The 24,934-nt window shown below is 63.6% G+C and carries 20 protein-coding genes; 4 read left to right on the forward strand and 16 right to left on the reverse strand.

Annotated features, from left to right (window positions below; translation table 11 throughout):
• Positions 1 to 28: 28 nt before the first annotated feature.
• The 4 genes from FHR27_RS10955 to FHR27_RS10970 all read right to left on the reverse strand — a co-directional run bounded on the left by FHR27_RS10955 (position 29) and on the right by FHR27_RS10970 (position 5,534).
• The gene (locus FHR27_RS10955; RefSeq protein ID WP_179540086.1) at positions 29 to 2,251 is read right to left on the reverse strand and encodes a DNA internalization-related competence protein ComEC/Rec2; all 2,223 of its coding nucleotides are present in this window, start codon (positions 2,249 to 2,251) and stop codon (positions 29 to 31) included.
• Positions 2,252 to 2,342: 91 nt separating this feature from the next.
• Positions 2,343 to 3,587 (reverse strand): lipoprotein-releasing ABC transporter permease subunit, encoded by a 1,245-nt coding sequence (locus FHR27_RS10960; protein WP_042555619.1) that lies wholly within the window; start codon positions 3,585 to 3,587, stop codon positions 2,343 to 2,345.
• Positions 3,587 to 4,291, reverse strand: coding sequence for a lipoprotein-releasing ABC transporter ATP-binding protein LolD (gene lolD, locus FHR27_RS10965; protein ID WP_042555618.1), 705 nt, complete (start codon positions 4,289 to 4,291; stop codon positions 3,587 to 3,589). The genes FHR27_RS10960 and lolD overlap by 1 nt, the downstream gene beginning before the upstream one ends.
• Positions 4,284 to 5,534, reverse strand: coding sequence for a lipoprotein-releasing ABC transporter permease subunit (locus tag FHR27_RS10970; protein WP_042555617.1), 1,251 nt, complete (start codon positions 5,532 to 5,534; stop codon positions 4,284 to 4,286). Before FHR27_RS10970 ends, lolD begins: the two co-directional genes overlap by 8 nt.
• Before the next feature lie 95 nt (positions 5,535 to 5,629).
• Here FHR27_RS10970 and FHR27_RS10975 point away from each other — a divergent pair, with 95 nt between their 5' ends.
• Genes FHR27_RS10975 through FHR27_RS10985 form a run of 3 tightly spaced genes read left to right on the forward strand, consistent with a single transcriptional unit; the run spans position 5,630 to position 7,224 of the window.
• Positions 5,630 to 6,202 (forward strand): PilZ domain-containing protein, encoded by a 573-nt coding sequence (locus FHR27_RS10975; protein WP_042555616.1) that lies wholly within the window; start codon positions 5,630 to 5,632, stop codon positions 6,200 to 6,202.
• Entirely contained in the window at positions 6,199 to 6,495 is a 297-nt protein-coding gene (locus FHR27_RS10980; protein WP_042555615.1) for a hypothetical protein, read from the forward strand. The genes FHR27_RS10975 and FHR27_RS10980 overlap by 4 nt, the downstream gene beginning before the upstream one ends.
• 9 nt (positions 6,496 to 6,504) lie before the next feature.
• Complete coding sequence (locus FHR27_RS10985; protein WP_042555614.1) at positions 6,505 to 7,224, forward strand: glycerophosphodiester phosphodiesterase; 720 nt, start codon at positions 6,505 to 6,507, stop codon at positions 7,222 to 7,224.
• A gap of 1,052 nt (positions 7,225 to 8,276) precedes the next feature.
• On the opposite strand, the gene sthA is transcribed toward FHR27_RS10985, so the two are convergent.
• The 10 genes from sthA to FHR27_RS11035 all read right to left on the reverse strand — a co-directional run bounded on the left by sthA (position 8,277) and on the right by FHR27_RS11035 (position 18,705).
• Positions 8,277 to 9,671 (reverse strand): Si-specific NAD(P)(+) transhydrogenase, encoded by a 1,395-nt coding sequence (sthA, locus tag FHR27_RS10990; protein ID WP_042555613.1) that lies wholly within the window; start codon positions 9,669 to 9,671, stop codon positions 8,277 to 8,279.
• Between the two features lie 126 nt (positions 9,672 to 9,797).
• Positions 9,798 to 10,031 carry a (Na+)-NQR maturation NqrM gene (gene nqrM, locus FHR27_RS10995; protein WP_042555612.1) on the reverse strand — a complete coding sequence of 78 codons (234 nt, stop codon included), beginning with the start codon at positions 10,029 to 10,031 and terminating at the stop codon, positions 9,798 to 9,800.
• Positions 10,028 to 11,062, reverse strand: coding sequence for an FAD:protein FMN transferase (locus FHR27_RS11000; protein ID WP_179538580.1), 1,035 nt, complete (start codon positions 11,060 to 11,062; stop codon positions 10,028 to 10,030). Before FHR27_RS11000 ends, nqrM begins: the two co-directional genes overlap by 4 nt.
• A complete protein-coding gene (gene nqrF / locus FHR27_RS11005) occupies positions 11,059 to 12,282 on the reverse strand; it encodes an NADH:ubiquinone reductase (Na(+)-transporting) subunit F (protein ID WP_042555610.1) in 1,224 nt (407 codons plus the stop codon). The genes FHR27_RS11000 and nqrF overlap by 4 nt, the downstream gene beginning before the upstream one ends.
• A 10-nt stretch (positions 12,283 to 12,292) precedes the next feature.
• On the reverse strand, positions 12,293 to 12,901 hold the full coding sequence (gene nqrE, locus FHR27_RS11010; protein WP_042555609.1) for an NADH:ubiquinone reductase (Na(+)-transporting) subunit E: 609 nt from the start codon (positions 12,899 to 12,901) through the stop codon (positions 12,293 to 12,295).
• The gene (locus FHR27_RS11015; RefSeq protein WP_179538581.1) at positions 12,902 to 13,570 is read right to left on the reverse strand and encodes an NADH:ubiquinone reductase (Na(+)-transporting) subunit D; all 669 of its coding nucleotides are present in this window, start codon (positions 13,568 to 13,570) and stop codon (positions 12,902 to 12,904) included. It abuts the gene before it with no gap.
• 3 nt (positions 13,571 to 13,573) lie between these two features.
• Positions 13,574 to 14,359 (reverse strand): Na(+)-translocating NADH-quinone reductase subunit C, encoded by a 786-nt coding sequence (locus FHR27_RS11020; RefSeq protein ID WP_042555607.1) that lies wholly within the window; start codon positions 14,357 to 14,359, stop codon positions 13,574 to 13,576.
• Complete coding sequence (locus FHR27_RS11025; RefSeq protein ID WP_179538582.1) at positions 14,352 to 15,563, reverse strand: NADH:ubiquinone reductase (Na(+)-transporting) subunit B; 1,212 nt, start codon at positions 15,561 to 15,563, stop codon at positions 14,352 to 14,354. The genes FHR27_RS11020 and FHR27_RS11025 overlap by 8 nt, the downstream gene beginning before the upstream one ends.
• A gap of 3 nt (positions 15,564 to 15,566) precedes the next feature.
• Positions 15,567 to 16,904, reverse strand: coding sequence for a Na(+)-translocating NADH-quinone reductase subunit A (locus FHR27_RS11030; protein ID WP_179538583.1), 1,338 nt, complete (start codon positions 16,902 to 16,904; stop codon positions 15,567 to 15,569).
• Positions 16,905 to 17,256: 352 nt separating this feature from the next.
• Positions 17,257 to 18,705: a glyceraldehyde-3-phosphate dehydrogenase gene (locus FHR27_RS11035; RefSeq protein WP_042555604.1), complete on the reverse strand. Its 1,449-nt coding sequence runs from the start codon at positions 18,703 to 18,705 to the stop codon at positions 17,257 to 17,259.
• A gap of 152 nt (positions 18,706 to 18,857) precedes the next feature.
• On the opposite strand from FHR27_RS11035, the gene mfd reads away from it, so the two are divergent.
• Positions 18,858 to 22,301, forward strand: coding sequence for a transcription-repair coupling factor (gene mfd / locus FHR27_RS11040; protein WP_042555603.1), 3,444 nt, complete (start codon positions 18,858 to 18,860; stop codon positions 22,299 to 22,301).
• Positions 22,302 to 22,838: 537 nt separating this feature from the next.
• Here the strand turns inward: mfd and nagZ are convergent.
• Complete coding sequence (gene nagZ / locus FHR27_RS11045) at positions 22,839 to 23,846, reverse strand: beta-N-acetylhexosaminidase (RefSeq protein ID WP_444964384.1); 1,008 nt, start codon at positions 23,844 to 23,846, stop codon at positions 22,839 to 22,841.
• Positions 23,847 to 24,171: 325 nt separating this feature from the next.
• Complete coding sequence (locus tag FHR27_RS11050) at positions 24,172 to 24,876, reverse strand: TetR/AcrR family transcriptional regulator (RefSeq protein ID WP_042555601.1); 705 nt, start codon at positions 24,874 to 24,876, stop codon at positions 24,172 to 24,174.
• Between the last annotated feature and the right edge of the window lie 58 nt (positions 24,877 to 24,934).

The raw sequence follows: 24,934 nt of genomic DNA on the forward strand, positions 1-24,934 counted from the left end.
GTCGTGATGTCGCCGACGGCTGCGGTTCTCATTTTTCCCGCCAGAAACGCGGTATTTTACGCAAGGCGTGCGGCTCACCGAATGTACCGAGATCGATACGCAGCGCGCCGGTCTCGACGTTGTCGTAAGCCCTGGCGCCCATCGCCGCGTAACGTGACAGCACCGTGGGGTGAGGATGCCCGTAGCCATTGTGCCTGCCGCGCGAATACAGCACCGCTCCAGGCCTGACAGCGGCCAGAAAAATCGCCGAGGAAGAGCTGCGGCTGCCGTGGTGGGGAGCCAACAGCCAGTCGGCCCGCAAATCCCGCCCCGTGTCGATCAGGGCGCGCTCGGCACGCACATCGATATCCCCGGTCAGCAGAGCGCGCTCTCCCCCCGCGTCGATCATCAGCACGCAGGATGACTGGTTGCTGTCCCGCGCCTGCGCCCAGCGCCAGGTGCTGAAGTGCACGCCATTCCAGATCCAGCTGTCCTCGCCACAGGGTTGCGCGCCCAGCACCGTCGGCAACTCGGGCGCCTCGCCGCTGAGCACCTGGCTCACCGTCATGCCGCGGGCCACCGCCTCGGCACCACCGGAATGGTCGTTGTCCGAATGGCTGAGCACCATCATGTCCAGCCTGCGCACATCCAGCGCCCTGAGCGACGGCACGACCACCCGCTCGCCGATATCGAAGTCGCCAAAGCGTGGCCCGGCGTCGTAGAGCAACGCGTGTTCGCGAGTCAGCACCAGCATCGACAAGCCCTGCCCGACATCGAACATCCATACCTCGGCGCGCTGTTCGGCCGGCCGCTGCACCGGGGTGAACAGCAGCGGCAAGAGCAGCACCAGGCCCAATCCGCGCAGCGGCACCCCGCTGGGCAGCAGGATCAGCAGCGCGCCCAGTGCCACCAGCAGCCAGGCCCAGAACGGCAACGCGCTGGGTATCCAGGCCGGCAGCCAGGCGGCTATCAGCGCCAGCAGGCGAAACAGCCATTCGAGAGCGAAGCCCGCCCACCAGAGCAGAGCCTCACCCAGCCAGGGCACAGGCAGCAACAGCGTGCCAAGCAATGCGGGCGGCACCACCGCGAACCCCACCCAGGGCACGGCGATCAGATTGGCCAGGGGACTGCTGGCGCTGATCGGCAACCCGAGGGCCAGCAGCATCGGCAGCAAGCCCACGGTCATCGCCCATTGCGCACGCCCCAGGGTACGCCACCAGGCCCAGGCCCCAAGGCGGGCAGCGAAGATCAGGATCAGCAGCCCCACTGCCCCGAACGATAGCCAGAACCCCGGCTGCAACACCGCCAGCGGCTCGAACAGCAGCACCGCGACCAGCGCCACCAGCAACGGCAAGGCAATGCCCAGATGACGAAAGCGCCAGCGCCACAGCAGCACCAGGCCGATCATGGCGCAGGCCCGCTGCACCGGCACGTCGAAGCCGGCCAGCAGGCTGTAGCCCAGCGCCGACGAGAACGCCAGCAAACACGCTGTCGGCAACCAGGGCAGAAACCGTGGCCAGCAGCCCAACCGCGCCAGCCAGAACACCAGGCCGTAGAACATGCCGGCCACCAATGTCACGTGCTGGCCGGAAATCACCAGCAGGTGCACCGTGCCGGTATCCTGCAGCACGCGCCAGTCGGCCACCGACAGCCCGGAGCCATCGCCCAGCACCAGTGCGGCCAACCCTCCGGCGCGCCCATGGGCGTCCTCGGCGAGCATGCGCTGCCGCAAACGGTCTCGCCAGGCACTGCCACCGCCTGCATCGTCAAGGCGCTGCCCGGACTTGATCGTGCCGACACCACCGATGCGCTGCGCCAGCAACCAGGCTTCGTAATCGAAGGACTGCGGATTGACCAGACCATGGGGGCGCTTGAGATTGACCGCCAGCCGCCAGGTTTCGCCAGCGCGAATCTCGGGGCCGCCATACCAGGACAACCGCAATAACTGCGGCAACTGCGCGCGTCGCGACTGCGGCTGCTGCAGATGGAAGCGCACCACCCCCTCACGCACATCCGGCAGGTCCACCACCCTGCCCTCCAGCCAAAGGGTGCGGCCGTCCAGCCCTGGATCGAGACGATCATCCAGCGCCCATTGCGCAGAGGTGCAGGCCCAACTCAAGCCGAGCAGAAACAGAGCGACGGGATAGCTGCGAAACGGCAGTAGAGCCAGCCCCACCAAAGCGGCGGCCAGCACCAGCGACGCGGGGGGTAGTTGCGGCAAGAAGCGCAGCAGCAACAGCCCTGCCGCCAAGCCCAGCAACCCGTTGCGCAGGTTGCCTGATCGAGTCCCTTCCATGGGTTGTCCTGCTCACGACACAAACGAAAAGGCCGCTATCCATAGCGGCCTCCTTCAGCTTAGCAGCTCATTCGTAACGCAGCGCCTCGGCTGGCTGGGTGCGCGACGCACGCCAGGAAGGATAGAGCGTGGCGAGGAAGCTGAGGGTCAGCGCAGCGCTGCAGATCAGCACCACGTCGGCGACCTGCAGCTCGGACGGCAAGGTGCTGATGAAGTACACGTCGGAGCTGAACACATGCTGCCCGCTGATACGCTCGAGCCACCCCACCAGCTCACTGACGTTCAGCGCTGCCAGTACACCGAGCACGCCACCGATGAGGGTACCGATCACCCCGATCACCGTGCCCTGCACCATGAACACCCCCATGATCTGTCGCGGCGTGGCGCCCAGCGTGCGCAGGATGGCGATGTCGGCGCCCTTGTCGGCGACCACCATGATCAGCGTGGCGATGATGTTGAAGGCAGCCACCGCGACGATCAGCAGCAGCAGCAGACCGATCATGGTCTTCTCCATCTTCATGGCGCTGAACAGGCTGCCCTGGGTCTGCGTCCAGTCGCTGGCGCGGTAACCCTCGCCCAGTTGCGCGGCAATGCCGGCGGCAACCTGCGGTGACTGGTAGAGATCCTTCAGCTTGAGGCGGATGCTCTGCACCGAGCCGGGTTCCAGGCGCTGAATCTGCGCGGCATCGGCTACGTTGATCAGGGCCAGGGAGCTGTCCAGATCGGCGCCCACCTTGAAGATGCCAACCACGTTCAGGCGCTGCATGCGCGGCGTGATACCACCCGGTACCGAGCTGATTTCCGGCACGATCAGCGCCAGCCGATCACCAACCTGCAGCTGGAAACGGCGTGCAGTGATCTCACCGATGATCACCCCGTACTCGCCTTCGCGCAGATCGCTCAGACGGCCCTGCACCATGTGATCGCCGATGATCGAGACCTTCGGTTCCAGCTCGGGGTCGATGCCGTGCAGCTGAATCGGCTGCATCACGCCGCGGTAAGACAGCATGCCTTCCAGCTCGGCGAAGGGCACGGCCGCTTCCACCTGGGGATTTTCCAGGGCGACCTTGGCTGGCGCCTGCCAGTCGGCCAGGGCTGGCGAACCGGCGATGGTCGCATGGGGCACCATGCCGAGAATGCGCGAGCTCATTTCCCGGTGAAAACCATTCATCACCGACAGCACCACGATCATCGCCAGCACGCCCAGAGAGAGGCCGATCATCGAGGTCAGGGAAATGAACGAGATGAAGTGGTTGCGGCGCTTGGCGCGGGTGTAACGCAGGCCGATGAAGACACTCAGCGGGCGAAACATCAGGCGTGCACCAGCTTGCCGTCTTCCAGGCTCAGCACCCGGTCCATCTGCCGCGCCAACTGCAGGTCGTGGGTCACCACCAGAAAGGCGGTCTGCGACTGCGTGCTGAGTTCGCGCATCAGGTCCTGAATACCTTGAGCGGTGTGGTTGTCGAGGTTGCCGGTAGGCTCGTCGAGCAGCACCAGCCCCGGGCGATTGACCAGCGCCCGGGCAATCGCCACGCGCTGCCGCTCACCACCGGAAAGCTCGGCAGGCTTGTGGCTCAGGCGATGGCCCAGGCCGACCCGCTCGAGCAACTCGGTGGCACGCTGACGCGACTCGCTGATCGAGGTCTTGCCGATCAGCAGCGGCATGCACACGTTCTCCAGCGCGGTGAACTCGGCCAGCAGGTGATGGAACTGATAGACGAAACCCAGGGCGCGGTTACGCAGCAGGCCGCGCTGTTTCTCGTTGAGCGCCGACAGCTCCTCACCGGCCAACCAGACGCTGCCGCTGCTTGGCGTATCCAGGCCGCCGAGCATGTTCAACAGGGTGCTCTTGCCGGAACCCGAACTGCCGACGATGGCCACCCGCTCACCGGGCAACAGTTCCAGTTGCAGGTCGTCGAGGACCACCACCGACTGCGGGCCTTCTTCGTAGCGCTTGCTCAGGTTGCGGCAGCTGAGCACGGCGCTTGCCTGCGCCTGCACGACCGGATCACTCATAACGTAATGCCTCCGCGGGCTGGGTGCGCGCCGCGCGCCAGGCCGGATAAAGAGTAGCGAGGAAACTCAGGACCAATGCCGCACCGCAGACCTGCACCACGTCGGCGAGCATCAGCTGCGACGGCAGGTAGTCGATGAAGTACACATCGGCATTGAGAAACTTGAAGCCGAGCAGGCGCTCGACGCCGGCGATGATCGAGCTGATGTTGAGCGCGGCGAGGATGCCCAGCAGCGCGCCGATCAGGGTACCGATCACCCCGATCACCGTGCCCTGCACCATGAAGGTGGCCATGATCTGCATCGGCGTGGCGCCCAGGGTACGCAGAATGGCGATATCGCCCTTCTTGTCGGTCACCACCATCACCAGGGTGGAGATGATATTGAAGGCTGCCACGGCGACGATCAGCAGCAGCAACAGACCGATCATGGCTTTTTCCATGCGGATGGCCTGATACAGATTGCCGTGGGTGCGCGTCCAGTCGCGGGCCAGGTAGTCCTGCTCGCCGAAGCTTTGCGCCAGTTGCCAGGCGGTGCGCGGCGCCTGGAACAGGTCGGCGAACTTGAGGCGGATGCCCTGCACCTGATCGGCCTGGTGGCGCTGCAGGCGGGCCAGATCCTGAATGTGGGTCATGGCCATGAAACCGTCGATTTCACCGGCACCGACATGGAAGATGCCGACCACGGTGAAACGCTTGAGACGCGGAAACATGCCACCAGGGGTGACGGTGACTTCCGGTGCCACGAAGGTCAGCTTGTCACCCAGGCCAACACCGAGCTTCTCGGCCGCCTTGTCACCGATGACGATGCCGAAGGTGCCAGGCTGCAGATCCTCCAGCCGGCCCTCGCGGAAGAAGTCGCCGATGATCGACACCTTGGGCTCCTCGACGGGATCCACGGCATTGATCAGCACCTTCTGTACCTTGCCATCGTTGGTCAGCAGGCCCTGCATCTGGCTGAACGGCGCCACGGCGATGACCTGGGGGTTCTGCAACGCACGGTCGGCGAGGCGGCGCCAGTCGCTGATCGGCTGGGAGCTCTCGACCGTGGCGTGGGGCACCATGCCCAGCACGCGGGTACGCATTTCATGGTCGAAGCCGTTCATCACCGACAACACCAGGATCATCACCAGCACACCGAGTGCCAGCCCGATCATCGAGGTCAGGGATATGAACGAAACGAAGTGGTTGCGACGCTTGGCCCGCGTGTAGCGCGTACCGAGAAAAACGGACAGGGGTCTGAACATGTGGGGGGCTTGTTCGAGGGAAAGAGAAACGTCCTTGTGGCGGGGCCTGGCGAGCGGCCTTACACTCTGACCACCACCGCTGCCATGGGTTCGCCATGTCGACTCAAGACGAAAATGATCGCCGCGAATACTACCGTATCGAGGACACGATCGCACTGGATTTCACCCCACTGGCTGGTGCCGAAGCCCTGGCCAGTGACGAGCTTCACGACGCTTCACCGCTGTTCAACCTGCTCAGCGAACTGCATCTGATGGACTTCGAGTCCCAGCACCTGCTGCGCAACATCAGCGAGCGCGACCGCACCCTGGCCAATTACCTCAAGGTGGTCAACAAACGCATCGACCTGCTCGGTCAGGCCATGGCCCAGAGCCTGCTGCGCGATATCGGCCCGCCGAAACGCGTCACCCTGTCGGAGGGCGGCATCAGTTTCCTCAATGCCCAGCCCCTGCCGGTCGACACGCACCTGGCGCTGAAGATGGTGCTCATGCCCCAGGCACTGGGCCTGCTGCTGCGTGCCAGGGTGCTGCATTGCCAGGACCACGAAGGGCAATTCGAGATCGGCGCCGAATTCGAAGCGCTGACTGACGCACAGCGCCAGTTGCTCGCCCGACATATCCTGCAACGCCAGGCGCAGGAGCGCCGTCAGGCTCGCGAGGATTCCGCATGACCGTACTACGATTGTTCCTGTCACTGGCCTTGCTGCTGCCAGCCGCTGCCCATGCCGACACGCTGACCATCCCCATCGGCCAGCAGGGTGCCGACCTCACCGACCTGCCGAAGCTCGGCCAGTCCAAGCGTTCGGTGCTGGAGCGCTTCGGCCTGGCTGACGAAGAGCATCCCGCAGTCGGCAAGCCACCGATTACCCGCTGGGATTACCGCGAATTCAGCGTTTACTTCGAATACGACCACGTGATCAACAGCGTGCGCCATCAACAACCGCGCACCACACGAACCGAGTAAGGAGCAACCGTGACCCTGATCTACGGCCACCGCGGCGCCAAGGGCGAAGCCCCGGAAAATACCCTGACCAGCTTTCAGCAGTGCCTCGAGCACGGCGTGCGTCGCTGCGAGCTGGACCTGCACCTGTCCCGTGATGGCGAGCTGATGGTCATCCATGACCCGACGTTGAAGCGCACCACCGGCCAGCGCGGCAAGGTGGTCGAGCATGACGCCGCCGACCTGGTGCATTACGACGCCCGTCGTGGCGGCCCGGGCTGGCGCCACCCCTGCCCCATTCCGCGCCTGAGCGAACTGTTCGAGCAGTGCGATTTCGAGCACTGGCAACTGGAGGTCAAGAGCGCCTCCAAGGTCCGCGCCGCCCGTACGGTGGAGGCCATCGCCCTGCTCAGCCGGCGTTTTGGCCTGGACGACAAGATCACCATCACCTCCAGCTCCCGTGAGGTCCTGAGCGCCGCCCAGCGCCTGACACCGCACCTGGCCCGCGGCCTGGTCGCCGAATACGCCTGGCTGGATCCGCTCAAGGTCGCCCGCAACTATGGCTGCGACCTGCTGGCCCTGAACTGGACGCTGTGCACCCCGGAACGCCTGCTCAAGGCCCAGAAGGCCGGTTTGCACGTGTCGGTATGGACAGTCAACGAACCCGCCCTCATGCGCCGCCTCGCAGACTTCGGTGTGGACAGCATCATCACCGACTTCCCCGGTATCGCAGTGAGCACCCTGCGCGGCTGAGTCCTCCACAGCCTGCCGCCGTGCAGGCGATCGGTGGCCATGCCGCGACGTTGCAAGATGGCCACCGGCACATCGCCCGCAAGCGGGCTCCTACGGATCTGTGCCAACGTCGCGTAGGAGCCTGCTTGCAGGCGATTGGTGGCAGCACCGTTGTTTTTGCCTCGCGAGCCAAGCTCGGCCTGACGCTGTGGGAGCGGGGCACGCCCGCGATTCGTGCGCACGGCGCGCTCCCACACCCGGTCCGAGGGCAGCGGCAGGATGGCCACCGGCACATCGCCCGCAAGCGGGCTCCTACGAATCAGCGCCAACGTCGCGTAGGAGCCTGCTTGCAGGCGATCGGTGGCCGCACCGCTATTTGTGTCGTGAGCCAGGCGTCGGCTCGACGCTGTGGGAGCGGGCCACGCCCGCGATTCGCGCATGGCGCGTTTCCGCACTCGGTCCGAGGGCAGCGGCAGGATGGCCACCGGCACATCGCCCGCAAGCGGGCTCCTACGGATCTGTGCCAACGTCGCGTAGGAGCCTGCTTGCAGGCGATTGGTAGCCGCACCGTTGTTTTTGCCTCGTGAGCCAAGCTCGGCCTGACGCTGTGGGAGCGGGCCATGCCCGCGATTCGCGCATGGCGCATTCCCGCACTCGGTCCGAGGGCAGCGGCAAGATGGCCACCGGCGCATCGCCCGCAAGCGGGCTCCTACGGATCTGTGCCAACGTCTTGTAGGAGCCTGCTTGCAGGCGATTGGTGGCCGCACCGTTGTTTTTGCCTCGTGAGCCAAGCTCGGCCTGACGCTGTGGGAGCGGGCCATGCCCGCGATTCACGCATGACGAGCCACCGCACGGGGTCGAGGGCAGCGATAAGCTTGAATCAGATAATCCTGGATATCGCTGCGCTCGACCCGGCTGCCCTGTCTGCTTTCGACAGGTGCCGTCCATAAAAAAACCGATCCACAAGGGATCGGTTTTCGGGCCTGCTCAGACGCTCTCGCGGTTTGGCCAGCGCCAGTCGCGGGAGTCGGCGAAAGGATCCCCGACCGGCTCAGGCCGCCGGCCGGAGCCGCTCAAAAAAGCCGGTTGAGGCCGTCGAACGCCGCTACCCGGTAGGCCTCTGCCATGGTTGGGTAGTTGAAGGTGGTGTTGACGAAATACTTCAGGGTATTCGCCTCGCCCTTCTGGTTCATGATCGCCTGGCCGATGTGCACGATCTCCGAAGCCTGGTAGCCGAAGCAGTGCACGCCGAGCACTTCCAGGGTTTCGCGGTGGAAGAGGATCTTCAGCATGCCCACCGGCTCGTGGGAAATCTGCGCACGGGCCATGCTCTTGAAGAACGCCTTGCCGACTTCGTACGGCACCTGCGCCTTGGTCAGCTCGTGCTCGTTCTTGCCGATCGAGCTGATCTCGGGAATGGTGTAGATACCGGTAGGAATGTCATCGACGATCCGCCAGCTGCCGTTGTCGACGATGCTGCCGGCCGCGGAGCGACCCTGGTCAGCCGCGGCACTGGCCAGGCTTGGCCAGCCGATCACGTCACCGGCAGCGTAGATGTTGTCGACTTCGGTACGGTAATGCTCGTCGACCTGCACCTGACCACGGCTGTTGACGTTGATACCGATGTTTTCCAGGCCCAGCTTGTCGGTGTTACCGGTACGCCCGTTACACCACAGCAGCGCATCGGCCTTGATCTTCTTGCCGGACTTGAGGTGCAGGATCACACCGTTATCCAGGCCCTCGATGCGCTCGTACTCTTCGTTGTGACGAATCAGCACGTTGTTGGTACGCAGGTGGTAGCTCAGGGCGTCGGAAATTTCCGAGTCCAGGAAGCTGAGCAACTGGTCACGGTTGTCGATCAGGTCGACCAGCACGCCCAGGCCGCTGAAGATCGATGCGTACTCGCTGCCGATCACCCCGGCTCCGTAGATGATCAGACGGCGCGGCGTGTGGCTGAGCGTGAGGATGGTGTCGCTGTCGTAGACGCGCGGGTGGTTGAAGTCGATATCCGCCGGGCGATACGGGCGCGAGCCGGTGGCGATGATCACCTGTTTGGCCGACAGGGTTTCCAGTACGCCGTTGGGGCACACCACTTCGATGGTCTGCTCGTCGGCGAAACTGCCAGTGCCGAAGAACACGTCGATACGGTTACGGGCGTAGTAGCCGGTGCGCGAGGTGACCTGCTTGGCGATTACCCGCTCGGCGCTTTTCAGCACGTCCGGAAAGGAGAACCAGCGCGGCTCGCCGATCTGGCGAAACATGGGGTTGGTGTTGAACTGCATGATCTGCCGCACCGAGTGGCGCAGCGCCTTGGACGGGATGGTGCCCAGGTGGGTGCAGTTGCCGCCGACTTCGCGGCGGTCATCGACCACCGCCACCTTGCGGCCGGCCTTGGCCGCGTTCATCGCAGCCCCTTCTCCCGCCGGGCCGGAACCCAGTACCACGACATCGTAGTTGTAGACCGCCATGTTCTCTCCTCAGATCACGCCGGAACGCTTATCGGGCATTCTCGGCAGAACCAGACCGACCGTGCGGCCTGGTACGCAACATTTCGCAACAGCGCATAGCCTACCGGGCCAGACCGCAAATGGCGATCAGCGCTTGCTCGCGTCGAAGCTCTGCACGCCGGAGGCGCCCTTGTCTTCGTTACTTCGCGTCACTTCTTCACACAGCTCGCGGTCGTCGCCGCAGATCGAGCATTTCTTCTCGATCCCCAGATTGGCGATGCCGCCGCAGGAGCCGGCGATGGGCTTGCGGCCCATCATCACACCAACGGCCATCAGGCCGACGACCGTCAGCATGACCAGAAAAACGATTACGAATGTCATTGTTTGCCTCCCGCAGCGAAAAGCTGCTCGAAAGTGGCGGTACTGCGTGTGACGAATCCGTCACCCTCACGGGTCACGAAAAACGCCGCTATACCCTCACGCTCTGCATACGCGTAGCCCTTCTCGGGGCCAAGCACCAGCAGCACGGTGGACAGGCCATCAGCCATCAGCGTCGATGGTGCAGCCACGGTGACCGCCGCCAGGGTGTGCTGAATCGGTGCGGCGGTCTGCGGATCGAGGGTGTGGGAGTAACGCACGCCCTGCTCCTCGAAATAATTGCGATAGTCACCCGAAGTGGAAATGCCGTAGCCATCCAGTTCGATGACCCGCTGGATGGTGCGCTGATCATCGCGGGGCGCTTCCAGGGCGATGCGCCAGGGCTGACCATCGGGCTTGCGCCCTACCGCCTTGAGCTCGCCGGTGGCTTCCACCAGGTAACTGCGCACACCCCGTTCGACAAGACGCTCGATGATTCGATCAACCGTATATCCGGCAGCGATGCTGTTGAAGTCGACCTGCAGGTCGAGATCCTTGCACAGGCGATCACCCTCGATATGCAAATGCTGCTGGCCGATGCGCCCGCGCACCTCTTTCAGGGCCTCCCCATCCGGAACCTGGCGCTCGCCGTTACCGCGCGGGCCGAAGCCCCACAGATCGAGCAACGGTTCCAGGGTCAGATCGAAGGCTCCGCCACTGTCACGGTGCAGCTCGTCACCGGTCTGCACCAGCGTCAACACGCCTTCGGGCATGGGCATGCAGGTGCCTGCCGGGGCGCGGTTGAACTGCTCGATCAGCGAGTCGTCACGGTAGGTGGACATCTGCTCGTCGACCTCGGAGAAGATCGCCTCGACCTCGGCCTTGAGCGCCGCCTTGTCCGGCGCGGACGCAGTGCTCACGTACTTGACCGAATAGGTGCTGCCCTGAGCAGGGCCGCCGAACTCTTCGACACGCTCGGAAAAGCCGCAGCCCGCCAATGCCACAGCCAGGGCCGTGACAAGGGCGGGCTGCAGTATTGCAGCCCGTGGAATCATCCGCCGAAGTCGTCGAGCAGGATGTTGTCCTGTTCGACACCCAGGTCGGTGAGCATCTTGATCACCGCGGCGTTCATCATGGGCGGGCCGCACATGTAGAACTCGCAGTCTTCGGGTGCCGGGTGGTCCTTCAGGTAGTTCTCGTACAGTACGTTGTGGATGAAGCCCTTGAGGCCGGTCCAGTTGTCTTCCGGCTGCGGATCGGACAGTGCCAGGTGCCATTCGAAGTTCGGATTCTCCGCCTGCAACTGGTCGTATTCCTCGGTATAGAAGGCCTCGCGCATCGAGCGCGCGCCGTACCAGAAGCTGATCTTGCGGGTGGACTTCAAACGCTTGAGCTGGTCGAAGATGTGCGAACGCATCGGCGCCATGCCGGCACCACCACCGATGAAGACCATCTCGGCATCGGTGTCCTTGGCGAAGAACTCGCCGAACGGGCCGTACACCGTGACCTTGTCACCGGGCTTGCGGCTGAACACCCAGGAAGACATCTGGCCAGGCGGCAGGTGGTCCTTGCCCGGTGGCGGCGAAGCGATGCGGATATTGAACTTCACCAGGCCGACTTCTTCGGGGTAGTTGGCCATGGAGTAGGCACGGATCACGGTCTCATCGACCTTGGACACGTACTTCCACTGGTTGAATTTGTCCCAGTCGCCGCGGTACTCCTCCTGGATGTCGAAGTCCTTGTACTGCACGGTGTGCGGTGGGCACTCCAACTGCACGTAGCCACCGGCGCGGAAGTCGACGCTCTCGCCTTCCGGCAACTTGAGGGTCAGCTCCTTGATGAAGGTGGCGACGTTGGGGTTGGACTCCACCGTGCATTCCCACTTCTTCACGCCGAAGACTTCTTCGGGCACTTCGATCTTCATGTCCTGCTTGACCGGGGTCTGGCAGGACAGGCGCCAGCCGTCACGGGCTTCACGCTTGTTGAAGTGCGACTCCTCGGTGGACAGCATCTCGCCGCCGCCGCTTTCCACGATGCATTTGCACTGCGCACAGGTCCCACCGCCGCCACAGGCGGACGACAGGAAGATCTCGTTCTCGGCCAGGGTCTGCAGCAACTTGCCGCCAGCCGGAACGGTGATGGTGCGCTCACCATTGATCTCGATGTTCACGTCGCCCGCGGAAACCAGGCGTGCACGCGCCATGAGGATCACCGCCACGAGGAGGATGATCACCACGGTGAACATGGAGACTGCTACTAGAATCTCGAAAGCCATTGGCAACCCCTTACAGCTGTACGCCGGAGAACGACATGAAGCCCAGCGACATCAGGCCAACGGTGATGAAGGTCAGACCCAGCCCACGCAGACCGGCGGGTGGATCGCTGTACTTGAGCTTCTCGCGGATCGCCGCCAGCAGCACGATGGCCAGTGCCCAGGAGACACCGGCACCAGCGCCGTAGACCACGCTCTCGGTGAAGTTGTAGTCACGCTCGACCATGAACAGGGTGCCGCCGAAGATGGCGCAGTGCACGGTGATCAGCGGCAGGAAGATGCCCAGCGCGTTGTAGAGCGCAGGCAGGTACTTGTCGAGCACCATTTCCATGATCTGCACCACGGCGGCAATCAGGCCGATGTAGCAGATCAGACCGAGGAAGCTCAGGTCGACTTCCGGCAGACCAGCCCAGGAAAGCGCGCCATCCTTGAGCAGGTAGACATAGAGCAGGTTGTTCAGCGGCACGGTGATGATCATCACCACGATCACCGTCAGACCCAGCATCAACGAGGTTTCGACCTTCTTGGAAATCGCCAGGAAGGTGCACATGCCCAGGAAGAACGCCAGGGCCATGTTCTCGATGAACACCGCACGGACGAACAGGCTGATGTAATGTTCCATTTAGTAAGCCTCCTCGTTCTTCACTTGCGGCGCCATGCGGTACTCGACCTTCTCGACCTGCTCCTTTTTGTAGCTACGCAGTGCCCAGATGAACAGGCCGATCAGGAAGAACGCCGACGGTGGCAGCAGCAGCAAGCCATTGGGCTGATACCAGCCGCCGTTGTTGACGGTATGCAGAATCTGCACGCCCATCAGCGAACCGGCACCGAACAGCTCGCGCACGATACCCAGCGCCACCAGCATGGCGCTGTAGCCCAGCCCGTTGCCCAGGCCATCGACGAACGACGCCACCGGCGGGTTGGACATGGCGAAGGCTTCGGCGCGCCCCATGACGATGCAGTTGGTGATGATCAGGCCGACGAATACCGACAGCCGCTGACTCAGGCTATAGGCATAGGCCTTGAGGAACTGATCGATGACGATCACCAGCGAAGCGATGATCACCACCTGGGCGATCATGCGGATGGAGCCCGGAATCTGGTGGCGCACCATCGAGATGAAGAAGCTGGAAAACGCCGTGGTCACGGTCAGCGCGATGGACAGCACCAGCGCCGTGCTCAGGCTGGACGTGACCGCCAGTGCCGAGCAGATGCCGAGGATCTGCAGACCGATCGGGTTCTTGTTGAGAATCGGATCGAGCAACAGCTCTTTCATGTTGGATTTGGACATGGATCAAGCCTCCCCTGCGCCGAGCTTCTTGATGAACGGGCCGAAGCCGTCCTCACCAAGCCAGAAGTGAATCATGTGAGTCACGCCGTTGGCGGTGATGGTCGCACCGGCGATGGCATCGACCTGATAATCGGCTTGCGGGCTCTGTTCATTGACACTGCCCTTGATGACCCGCAGCGCCGGTTCACCATTCTGGTAGACCTTCTTGCCGACCCACTTGGCCTGCCAGTTGGGGTTGTCGATCTCGCCACCCAGCCCCGGGGTTTCCCCATGCTGGTAGAAGCCCAGGCCGGCGACGGTCTCCAGGTCACTCTGCAGGGCGACGAAACCATACATGGTCGACCACAGGCCGTAGCCGCGCACCGGCAGCACCAGGCGATCCATCTGCCCGTCCTGCTCGATCTGGTAGACCACAGCGTAGTGCTCCCGGCGACGAATCGAGGCGATGTCCTGCCCTTCCGGGATCTGGCTGGACAAGGATGCATCGGCGATCGACTTGTTCTGGTCGAAGGTATGCGGGTCGAAGGCGTCGCTGTACTCGCCGGTACGCAGATCGACCAGACGTGGGGTGACGCGCGAGGAGAACATTTCGCGCACTTCATCGCTGGACATGCCCGGCTGCCAGAGCTCGGCGATCACCAGTACCGCGCGTTGACGGTCGACCAGCGCATTTTCCTGCTGGGTCGGACGCAGGATCAGCGCGGCGGCCGATACCGCGATCGAGCACACCAGGCACATCACCAGGGTCACGACTAGGGTGCGTGTCGGAGTTTCTTTAATCTTAGACATTACGCGCCAGCCTCCGCTTGATGTTGGCCCGTACCACGTAGTGGTCGATCAGGGGCGCACACAGGTTGCCGAACAGGATCGCCAGCATCATGCCTTCCGGGAACGCCGGGTTGACCACACGAATGATGGTCACCAGCAGGCCGATGAGGATGCCGAAGATCCACTTGCCGGTATTGGTCATGGACGCCGACACCGGGTCGGTAGCCATGAAGATCATGCCGAAGGCGAAGCCCCCGGTGACCAGATGCCAGTACCAGGGCATGGCGAACAGCGGATTGCTTTCCGAGGCGATGGCGTTGAACAGCGTGGCGGTGGCGATCATGCCGAGCATGACTCCGGTGACGATCCGCCAGGAGGCGATCTTGGTGATCAGCAGCACCGCGCCACCGAGCAGGATCGCCAGGGTGCCGGTCTCGCCGATGGAACCCGGCATCAGGCCGATGAACGCGTGGGTCCAGGTCAGGCCGTTGTCGATCAGGCTCTCCACGCCACCGCCAGCGACGGCAGTCAGCGCGGTGGCGCCGGCATAGCCGTCCACGGCGGTCCACACGCCATCACCGGAGATCTGCGCCGGATAGGCGAAGAACAGGAAGGCACGACCGACCAGAGCCGGGTTGAGGAAGTTCTTGCCGGTGCCACCGAACACTTCCTTGCCGATCACCACGCCGAAGCTGATGCCCAGCGCGACCTGCCAGAGCGGAATGCTCGGCGGCAGAATCAGCGCGAACAGCACCGAGGTCACGAAGAAGCCTTCGTTCACTTCATGGCGACGGATCGAGGCGAACAGCACCTCCCAGAACCCCCCGACGATGAACGCCGTGAGGTAGACGGGCAGGAAGTACGCCGCCCCCTGGATGAAGTTGTCCCACAGGCTGCTCGGGTCGAAACCGCCCAGCGCACCGATCAGCGCGAAGCGCCAGCCGTCTTGAGCGGCCAGCAGTTCCGGGCTCTGCGCATAGACCAGGTTGGCCTGGTAGCCGGTGTTCCACATGCCGAAGAACATCGCCGGGAAGGTACAGGCCCAGACGGTGATCATCATGCGCTTGAGGTCGATGCCGTCACGCACGTGGGCGGTGGTTTTGGTAACGCTGGCAGGACGATAGAAGAAGGTGTCCACGGCCTCATAGAGGGCGTACCACTTCTCGTACTTGCCGCCTTTTTCGAAGTTGTGTTCGATCTTGTCGAGGAATTCACGCACGCTCACGGGTCAACCCTCCTTCTCGATGAGGGCCAGACTATCCCGCAGGATCGGACCGTATTCGTATTTGCCGGCACACACGTAAGTGCACAGCGCCAGGTCTTCCTCGTCGAGCTCCAGGCAGCCAAGCTGCTGGGCCATCTCGGTATCGCCGACGATCAGCGAACGCAGCAGTTGCGTCGGCAGGATGTCCAGCGGCATCACCTCTTCGTAGTTGCCGACCGGCACCATGGCGCGCGGGCTGCCATTGGTGGTGGTCGAGAACGCGAACCGCTTTGCGGCGTTGAGCTTGGACACGAAGATATTGAGGACCGAGTGTTTGTTCACCCCTGCGCGCAGGTAATGCATCAACTCGCGCTCGCTGCCCTCGGCCAGGCAAGACACCTGCAGGTGGTAGCGACCCAGGTAGGAACAGGAACCCCGGGACGTACGCCCCCCCAGCACGGAGCCGGAAATGATCCGATTCTCGCCCGTGGCGAGCTCACCGGCAGTCAGCTCATCGAGGTTGGCACCCAGACGGGTACGCAGCAGACGTGGCCGCTCGACGACCGGGCCGGCCAGGGCGACCACGCGTTCGACCCACAGCCGACCGGTGGTGAACAGTTTGCCGACAGCAATCACGTCCTGATAGTTGATCGTCCAGACGCTCTTGCTGGCGCTGACCGGATCGAGGAAATGGATATGGGTGCCCGCCAGACCGGCCGGGTGCGGGCCGGCGAAAGCCTGGCTGCGAACACCCTCGGCCTGTTCGCCCGGAAGGTTCACATCCGGGCCCTTGCACAGGAATACCTGGCCCAGACGAGCCAGCACCTTGAGACCGCTCTCGAAATCGGCCGCGTGCTCGGCGATGATCGGCGCAGGGTCGGCCGCCAACGGGTGGGTATCGATGGCGCTGACGAAGATCGAGCTCGGTACGGCATCGATGGCCGGTACCTTGCTGAATGGCCGCGTGCGCAACGCCGTCCACAGGCCCGACTGCTGCAGATTCTCGCGAACCTGTGCAGCGTCGAGGCTGCTCAACTGGGCGTCGGGAAATTGCGCGAAGGTTTCCTGCTCGTCGCCATCGAGATCGATGACCACCGATTGCAGCACCCGCTTCTCGCCACGGTGAATCGCACTGACGATGCCAGCGCCTGGAGCCGTGTACTGGATCCCCTCGGATCGTTTGTCGGAGAAAAGAATCTGACCCAGCTTGACCCGGTCACCCACCTGAACCGCCATGGTGGGTTTCATACCGTGATAATCGAAGCCTATGACAGCGACGCTGCGCACCGGCCTCGATGCTTCGATCTGCTGAGCCGGCGCGCCTGTTATGGGCAAATCCAGCCCACGTTTTATTTTGATCATAGGTCTGCCTAACCACTGAGCTTAAAATTTTTGATACGCACTCAACGAAACGTCAGCCAAAAGGCAGGACGCACGCCAATATCACTATTGCCGCGGGAGATGTTGAGCGCAGGTAAGAAATCTCCGGGATTATAAAGTTGTGCGACAACCTGACGCCACCCAAGCGGTTGGCTTTTTTCGGATTTCCGTTACAGAACGCAACAGGAAATTAACGCCGACGAGCTCGGCGACCGGCGACATAACGCCGCACCGCCCTCCTCCCGGCATCAAAGACAGCAGTGACACGGACAAAACAGCAGGCAAAAAAAATAGGAGCCCGAAGGCTCCTATCTCGTGCTGCGGGTCGCCGTGATCAGCGCGGGAATGCAGGTGGGTTGACGCCTGCCATGTCTTCCATCACGCGAACCACCTGGCAGCTGTAGCCGAACTCGTTGTCGTACCAGACGTAGAGCACGACACGGTTGTCGTTGGCGATGGTGGCTTCGGCATCGACCACACCGGCGTGGCGCGAGCCGACGAAGTCGGTGGACACCACTTCCTGGGAGCTGACGAAATCGATCTGTTTCTGCAGGTCGGAGTGCATGGCCATCTGGCGCAGGTACTCGTTGATTTCTTCGCGGCTGGTGGCCTTCTCGAGGTTCAGGTTGAGAATCGCCATGGACACGTTCGGCGTCGGAACGCGGATCGCGTTACCGGTCAGCTTGCCCTTGAGAACCGGCAGCGCCTTGGCAGCAGCGGTGGCCGCGCCGGTTTCGGTGATGACCATGTTCAGCGCGGCACTACGACCACGACGGCTGCCTTTATGGAAGTTGTCGATCAGGTTCTGGTCGTTGGTGTACGAGTGAACGGTTTCCACGTGGCCATTGACGATGCCGTACTTGTCGTTGACGGCCTTGAGCACCGGCACGATGGCGTTGGTGGTGCACGAAGCGGCCGAGACGATCTTGTCATCAGCGGTGATTTCGCCGTGGTTGATGCCATGCACGATGTTCTTCAGAGCGCCCTTGCCCGGAGCGGTCAGCACGACGCGATCGACACCTGGGCACTTGAGGTGCTGGCCGAGGCCCTCGGCATCACGCCATACGCCGGTGTTGTCGACGAGCAGCGCATCCTTGATGCCGTACTGGGTGTAGTCGATGGCCGACGGATCCTTGGCGTAGATCACCTGGATCAGGTTGCCGTTGGCGGTCAGGGTGCTGTTTTCTTCGTCGATGGTGATGGTGCCATCGAACTTGCCATGCACCGAGTCGCGGCGCAGCAGGCTGGCGCGCTTGACCAGGTCATTCTCGGCGCCCTTGCGCACGACGATGGCGCGCAGACGCAGGCCGTCGCCACCACCGGTGTGCTCGATCAGAATGCGGGCCAGCAGACGGCCGATACGACCGAAGCCATACAGGACAACGTCGGTGCCTTTGCGCGGCGAGGCGTTCTGCTGGTTGGCCACGTCGGCGAGCTCGTCACGGACGAACTGCTCGATGCTGCGGCCCTGGCCTTCGGCCTTGAACTTGCCGACCATCTTGCCCAGGTCGACGGAAGCTGCACCCAGCTTGAGCTCGCTCATGGCCTTGAGTACGGCGTAAGTATCATGAACGGCCAGGCCATTCTCGTCAGCCTGACGGTGGCGAGCGAAGCGATGCGCCTTGAGGATCTCGATGACCGAACGGTTGATCAGGCTGCGGCCATGGATCGACAGCACCACATTGTTGTTGCGGTATAGCTGACCAATCAGCGGAATCATCGCCTCGGCGAGGGCTTCACGGTCAATCCATTCACCAAGACACTGGTCGGGCTTCTGAGTCACGGCAATACCTTCCACATGTAGGGGCTGAAAAAAGGGGCTACATTATGACGACACACACATTGGTCGGCAATCTGCAGCGGTCGAAACACTGACAGCCATCCTCGCGGATAGTTACAATCGGGGGCCAAATCGTTACCAATCGCGAGCCACCTGTGCCTGTACTGCGTCTGCCGTCCTTGCCGGCCACCGCCGGTAAACAACACTGGGGCAACCTGCCCGGTGCCGCGCTGAGCCTGGCAATCGCCGAAGCGGCCAGCGCTGCGAAGCGCTTCACCCTGCTGCTCACCGCCGATAGCCAGAGTGCCGAGCGCCTGGAGCAGGAACTGAGTTTCTTCGCGCCGGAGTTGCCGGTGCTGCATTTCCCCGACTGGGAAACCCTGCCCTACGACCTGTTCTCGCCGCATCAGGACATCATCTCCCAGCGCATCTCGGCGCTGTATCGCCTGCCCGAACTCAAGCACGGCGTACTGGTCGTGCCCATCACCACGGCACTGCATCGCCTGGCGCCAACGCGCTTTCTGCTCGGTAGCAGCCTGGTGCTGGACGTCGGCCAGCGCATCGACGTCAACGACATGCGCTTGCGCCTGGAAGCCTCCGGCTACCGCTGCGTGGATACCGTCTATGAGCACGGTGAATTCGCCGTGCGTGGCGCGCTGATCGACCTGTTCCCCATGGGCAGCAAGTTGCCGTTCCGCATCGACCTGTTCGATGACGAGATCGAAACCCTGCGCACCTTCGACCCGGAGACCCAGCGCTCCATCGACAAGGTCGAGTCGATCAAGCTGCTGCCGGCACGCGAATTCCCGCTCGAGAAGAAGGCCGTCACCGATTTCCGCGGGCGCTTTCGCGAGCGCTTCGACGTCGACTTCAGGCGCTGCCCGATCTACCAGGATCTCTCCACCGGCATTACCCCGGCCGGTATCGAGTACTACCTGCCGCTGTTCTTCGAAGAAACCGCCACCCTCTTCGACTACCTGCCCCAGGACACCCAGGTGTTCTCGCTGCCCGGCATCGAAAAGGCCGCCGAGCAGTTCTGGGCCGACGCGCGCAACCGCTATGACGAACGCCGCGTCGATCCGGAGCGTCCGCTGTTGCCACCGGCGGATATCTTCCTGCCGGTCGAGGACTGCTTCGCACGCCTGAAGGACTGGCCGCGCGTGGTCGTCAGCGCCGACGACATCGAGCCGGGCGTCGGCCGCACGCGTTTCGAAGCCAGCGCCCTGCCCGATCTGGCGATCCAGGCGAAAACCAGCGAGCCGCTGGCCGCGCTGCGCCGCTTCATCGAGGAATACCCGGGCCGCGTGCTGTTCTGCGCGGAATCCGCCGGGCGCCGTGAAGTGCTGCTGGAGCTGCTGGCGCGCCTGAAGCTCAAACCCAAGGAAGTCGATGGCTGGCCGCAGTTCTGCGCGAGCAAGGAGCGCCTGGGCATCACCATCGCGCCACTCGACGAAGGTCTGCAGCTCGAAAACATCGCGCTGATCGCGGAAAGCCCGCTGTTCGGCCAACGCGTCATGCAGCGCCGGCGTCGTGAAAAGACCCGCGACGGCGGCGACAACGTCATCAAGAACCTTACCGAGCTGCGCGAAGGCGCGCCGGTGGTGCATATCGATCATGGCGTGGGCCGTTACCTGGGCCTGGTGACGATGGAGTTCGATGGTCAGGCCGCGGAGTTCCTCGCCCTGATGTACGCCGAGGAAGCCAAGCTCTACGTGCCGGTCGCCAGCCTGCACCTGATCGCCCGCTACACCGGCAGCGACGATGCCCTGGCGCCGCTGCACCGCCTCGGCTCGGAAGTCTGGCAGAAGGCTAAGCGCAAGGCCGCCGAGCAGGTCCGCGACGTCGCCGCCGAGCTGCTCGACATCTATGCCCGTCGCGCCGCCCGCGAAGGCTATGCCTTCAACGACCCCAAGGCGGACTACGAAACCTTCAGCGCTGGCTTCCCGTTCGAAGAGACGCCGGACCAGCAGAGCGCCATCGAGGCGGTGCGCGACGACATGCTCGCCCCCAAACCGATGGATCGCCTGGTGTGCGGCGACGTCGGCTTCGGCAAGACCGAAGTGGCCATGCGCGCGGCCTTCATAGCCGTACACGGCGGTCGCCAGGTCGCGATTCTGGTGCCCACTACCCTGCTCGCCCAGCAGCACTACAACAGCTTCCGCGACCGCTTCGCCGACTGGCCGGTAACCGTCGAGGTGATGAGCCGCTTCAAGAGCGCCAAGGAAGTCAACGCGGCGATCGAGCAGCTCGCCGACGGCAAGATCGACATCATCATCGGCACCCACAAGCTGCTGCAGGATGACGTCAAGATCAAGAACCTGGGCCTGGTGATCATCGACGAAGAACACCGCTTCGGGGTACGCCAGAAGGAAGTCCTCAAGGCGCTGCGCAGCGAGGTGGACATCCTCACCCTCACCGCCACGCCGATTCCGCGCACCCTGAACATGGCCGTCTCCGGCATGCGCGACCTGTCGATCATCGCCACGCCGCCTGCCCGCCGCCTTTCGGTGCGCACCTTCGTCATGGAGCAGAACAACCCGACGATCAAGGAGGCGCTGCTGCGCGAACTGCTGCGCGGTGGCCAGGTGTACTACCTGCACAACGACGTGAAGAGCATCGAGAAGTGCGCCGCGGATCTGGCCGCCCTGGTGCCTGAAGCGCGCATCGGCATCGGCCATGGGCAGATGCACGAGCGCGAGCTGGAACAGGTGATGGGCGACTTCTACCACAAGCGCTTCAACGTGCTGATCGCCTCGACCATCATCGAGACCGGCATCGACGTGCCCAGCGCCAACACCATCATCATCGAGCGTGCCGACAAGTTCGGTCTGGCCCAGTTGCACCAACTGCGCGGCCGCGTCGGGCGCAGCCACCACCAGGCCTATGCCTACCTGCTGACGCCACCGCGCAAGCAAATGACCGACGACGCGCAGAAACGCCTCGAAGCCATCGCCAATGCCCAGGACCTCGGAGCCGGCTTCGTGCTCGCCACCCACGACCTGGAAATCCGCGGTGCGGGCGAACTGCTCGGCGACGGCCAGAGCGGGCAGATCCAGGCCGTGGGCTTCACCCTGTACATGGAAATGCTCGAGCGCGCGGTCAAGTCGATCCGCAAGGGCGAGCAGCCCAACCTCGACCAACCGCTGGGCGGCGGGCCGGAAATCAACCTGCGCGTGCCGGCACTGATCCCCGAGGACTACCTGCCGGACGTGCACGCCCGCCTGATCCTCTACAAACGCATCGCCAACGCCACCGACGAGGACGGCCTCAAAGAGCTGCAGGTGGAAATGATCGACCGCTTCGGCCTGCTCCCCGAGCCGGCCAAGCATCTGGTGCGCCTGACCCTGCTCAAGCTGCAGGCCGAGCGCCTGGGCATCAAGAAGATCGATGCCGGGCCGCAGGGTGGGCGCATCGAGTTCGCAGCGGAAACCCCGGTCGATCCGCTGACGCTGATCAAGCTGATCCAGAGCGCGCCGAACCGCTACAAGTTCGAAGGCGCCACGCTGTTCCGCTTCTCCATCCCCATGGAGCGGGCGGAAGAACGCTTCAACACGCTGGAAGCCTTGCTCGAACGCCTGCTGGCGACGGTGAAGGACTGAAAACGATCAGGGCCGCACAAGCGGCCCTGATCGCTTGTGGCCAGTATCGAGCGAAGGGATGACCGAGGCTTGGTAAAACGGCCTACACCAGCTTCGACACTCGATTGGTGGGCTAAAGCCCACCCTACACATCAGCCCCGCCGCCACCTCAGCCACCGAGAGTGGCAGCGCGCCAGGCGCGCGAATCGCGGGCATGGCCCGCTCCCACAATGAACCGCTGCGAGCCTTAGAGCTGTAGGGTGGGCTTCAGCCCACCAACTGCCCCGCCACCACCTCAGATCCCGGCAAGCACCGAGAGTGGCAGCGAGCCAGGCGCGAATCCCGGGCACGGCCCGCTCCCACATTGATCCGCTGCGAGCCTTAGAGCTGTAGGGTGGGCTTCAGCCCACCAACTGCCCCGCCACCACCTCAGATCCCGGCAAGCACCGAGAGTGGCAGCGCGCCAGGCGCGCGAATCGCGGGCACGGCCCGCTCCCACGATGATTCGCTGCGATCATTAGAGCTGTAGGGTGGGCTTCAGCCCACCAACTGGCCATATCACCACCCATACCGGCTTTGCGCTCCCTCCACCAACTGCGCTGCCCGCAATGCCGACAACGCCTGAGCCCAGCGCGGGTCCTGGCGATAGTCGGTGCCGGGGAAGGCGCGACGGCGCATGCCGGCCAGGCCTTTGGGCGCAACCACACCCAGGCGCTGGGCTGCCGACAGCGCGAGCTCTGCAGCTGCACGGTCGTTGCACACCAGCCCCATGTCGCAACCGGCCGTCAGGGCCGCCTCGATGCGGCTGGCGGCGTCGCCAACTACATGGGCGCCAGCCATCGACAGATCATCGCTGAAAATCACCCCCTCGAAACCCAGCTCGCCGCGCAGGATGTCCTGCAGCCAGCGGCGCGAGAAGCCAGCAGGCTGACTGTCGACCTGCGGGTAGATGACATGGGCCGGCATCACTGCCGCCAGGTCACGGCTCAGGGCCGCGAAGGGTCGCAGGTCGGTCTGACGGATTGCATCCAGACTGCGCTCGTCGGTTGGAATCGCCACATGGGAGTCGGCTTCCGCCCAGCCATGACCGGGGAAGTGCTTGCCGGTCGCCGCCATGCCTGCCTCCGCCATGCCGCGAATGAACGCCCCAGCCAACTGGGTGGCACGCTCGGGGTCGCCCTCGAAGGCTCGGTGGCCGACCACCGCACTGCGCTGGTGATCGAGGTCCAGCACCGGCGCGAAACTCAGGTCCAGGCCCACTGCCAGGACTTCGGTCGCCATCAGCCAGCCGCACTGTCGCGCCAGATTCTGCGCATCGGCGCAGCCCGCAATGGCGCGCATCGCTGGCAGACGCACGAAGCCTTCACGCAGACGCTGCACGCGGCCGCCCTCCTGATCCACGGCGAGCAACAGATCCGGGCGCACGGCACGAATGGCCTGCGACAGCTCACGCACCTGACGCGGGTTCTCGATATTGCGGGCGAAGATGATCAGGCCGCCGACTTCCGGCTGGCGCAGCAACTGCCGGTCTTCGGCAGTCAGCCAGGTGCCGGCGATATCCACCATCAGGGAGCCATACAGGGGGGTACTCACAACGGGTAATCCTTAATTGAGTGGCCGCCCCGCTCGACCGGAGCGAGGCGCTTCATCGATCAGCGCCACGCCTCGAGCGGGCACCAGGGAAAGTCTTGCAGCAGCTCTGCGGTTCTGCCTGCATACATGCAGGAACAGCCATGGGACCGCATCGCACGCACAGGTTCCGTATTCGGCGAGCGAGCAGGCACAGCGATTGGCAAACGCTCGCCCGAACCTGGGCGATGCAGGAAGCAGCGACTGACAGGGGCGCTAGCTTAGGGGCAGCGACAAGCCACCGGCAAGCCGGGCAAGGCGATCAGGCCTTGGTGATGGCCGGGCCCTTGCTGCGCGGGATGATCTGCGCGGCGGCCAGACGCTCGTCGGTCACGCCACTTTCGGAGCGCATGCCCGCGGCGAGAAACGGCACCATCAGGCGCATGACCTGCTCGATGGAGGTATCCACGCCGAAGTCGCTTTCGGCCATGGCGCGCAGCGCCTTGATACCGGACATGCTGAACGCCGCGGCGCCGAGCATGAAATGCACACGCCAGAACAGTTCCAGCGGGGGAATGCCAGGCGCGGCCTCGTGCACCAGCAGCATGTAGCGGCGGAACACCTTGCCGTAGACTTCTTCGAGGTATTTGCGCAGATGCCCCTGGCTCTGACTGAACGCCAGGCCAAGCAGGCGCATGAAGATGGACAGGTCGTTGCCACTGCGCGGCTTCACCGCCAGGGTCTGCTCGACCAGCAACTCGAGCAGCTCCTCGAGACTGAAGGTCACTCCGGGCTTGCTCTGGCGCTTGTCGAGCTCACGCTCGAGGCTCGCGCAGAATGGCCCGAGAAAACGCGAGAAGACCGCCTGGATCAGGGCCTTCTTCGAGCCGAAGTGGTAATTGACGGCGGCCAGATTGACCCCAGCCTTGCTGGTGATCAGGCGCAACGACGTCTCGGCGAACCCCTTCTCCGCGAACAATTGTTCCGCGGCATCCAGAATGCGTTCAACGGTTTCCGATTGCGCCATGACATCCATCCGACAAACAAGTGTTTGAAACATACGTTTCAGCGCGCACGCCTGTCAA

The organism is Pseudomonas flavescens, from assembly GCF_013408425.1.
In the GTDB taxonomy this organism is placed as follows: domain Bacteria; phylum Pseudomonadota; class Gammaproteobacteria; order Pseudomonadales; family Pseudomonadaceae; genus Aquipseudomonas; species Aquipseudomonas fulva_A.

Bases quoted from the DNA above. Each gene is read 5' to 3' on its own strand.
- FHR27_RS10960 (WP_042555619.1), bottom strand. From the start codon at position 3,587: ATGTTTCGCCCGCTGAGTGTCTTCATCGGCCTGCGTTACACCCGCGCC.
- lolD (WP_042555618.1), bottom strand. From the start codon at position 4,291: ATGAGTGATCCGGTCGTGCAGGCGCAGGCAAGCGCCGTGCTCAGCTGC.
- FHR27_RS10970 (WP_042555617.1), bottom strand. From the start codon at position 5,534: ATGTTCAGACCCCTGTCCGTTTTTCTCGGTACGCGCTACACGCGGGCC.
- FHR27_RS10975 (WP_042555616.1), top strand. From the start codon at position 5,630: ATGTCGACTCAAGACGAAAATGATCGCCGCGAATACTACCGTATCGAG.
- FHR27_RS10980 (WP_042555615.1), top strand. From the start codon at position 6,199: ATGACCGTACTACGATTGTTCCTGTCACTGGCCTTGCTGCTGCCAGCC.
- sthA (WP_042555613.1), bottom strand. From the start codon at position 9,671: ATGGCGGTCTACAACTACGATGTCGTGGTACTGGGTTCCGGCCCGGCG.
- nqrM (WP_042555612.1), bottom strand. From the start codon at position 10,031: ATGACATTCGTAATCGTTTTTCTGGTCATGCTGACGGTCGTCGGCCTG.
- FHR27_RS11000 (WP_179538580.1), bottom strand. From the start codon at position 11,062: ATGATTCCACGGGCTGCAATACTGCAGCCCGCCCTTGTCACGGCCCTG.
- nqrF (WP_042555610.1), bottom strand. From the start codon at position 12,282: ATGGCTTTCGAGATTCTAGTAGCAGTCTCCATGTTCACCGTGGTGATC.
- nqrE (WP_042555609.1), bottom strand. From the start codon at position 12,901: ATGGAACATTACATCAGCCTGTTCGTCCGTGCGGTGTTCATCGAGAAC.
- FHR27_RS11015 (WP_179538581.1), bottom strand. From the start codon at position 13,570: ATGTCCAAATCCAACATGAAAGAGCTGTTGCTCGATCCGATTCTCAAC.
- FHR27_RS11020 (WP_042555607.1), bottom strand. From the start codon at position 14,359: ATGTCTAAGATTAAAGAAACTCCGACACGCACCCTAGTCGTGACCCTG.
- FHR27_RS11030 (WP_179538583.1), bottom strand. From the start codon at position 16,904: ATGATCAAAATAAAACGTGGGCTGGATTTGCCCATAACAGGCGCGCCG.
- nagZ (WP_444964384.1), bottom strand. From the start codon at position 23,846: ATGGTGGATATCGCCGGCACCTGGCTGACTGCCGAAGACCGGCAGTTG.
- FHR27_RS11050 (WP_042555601.1), bottom strand. From the start codon at position 24,876: ATGGCGCAATCGGAAACCGTTGAACGCATTCTGGATGCCGCGGAACAA.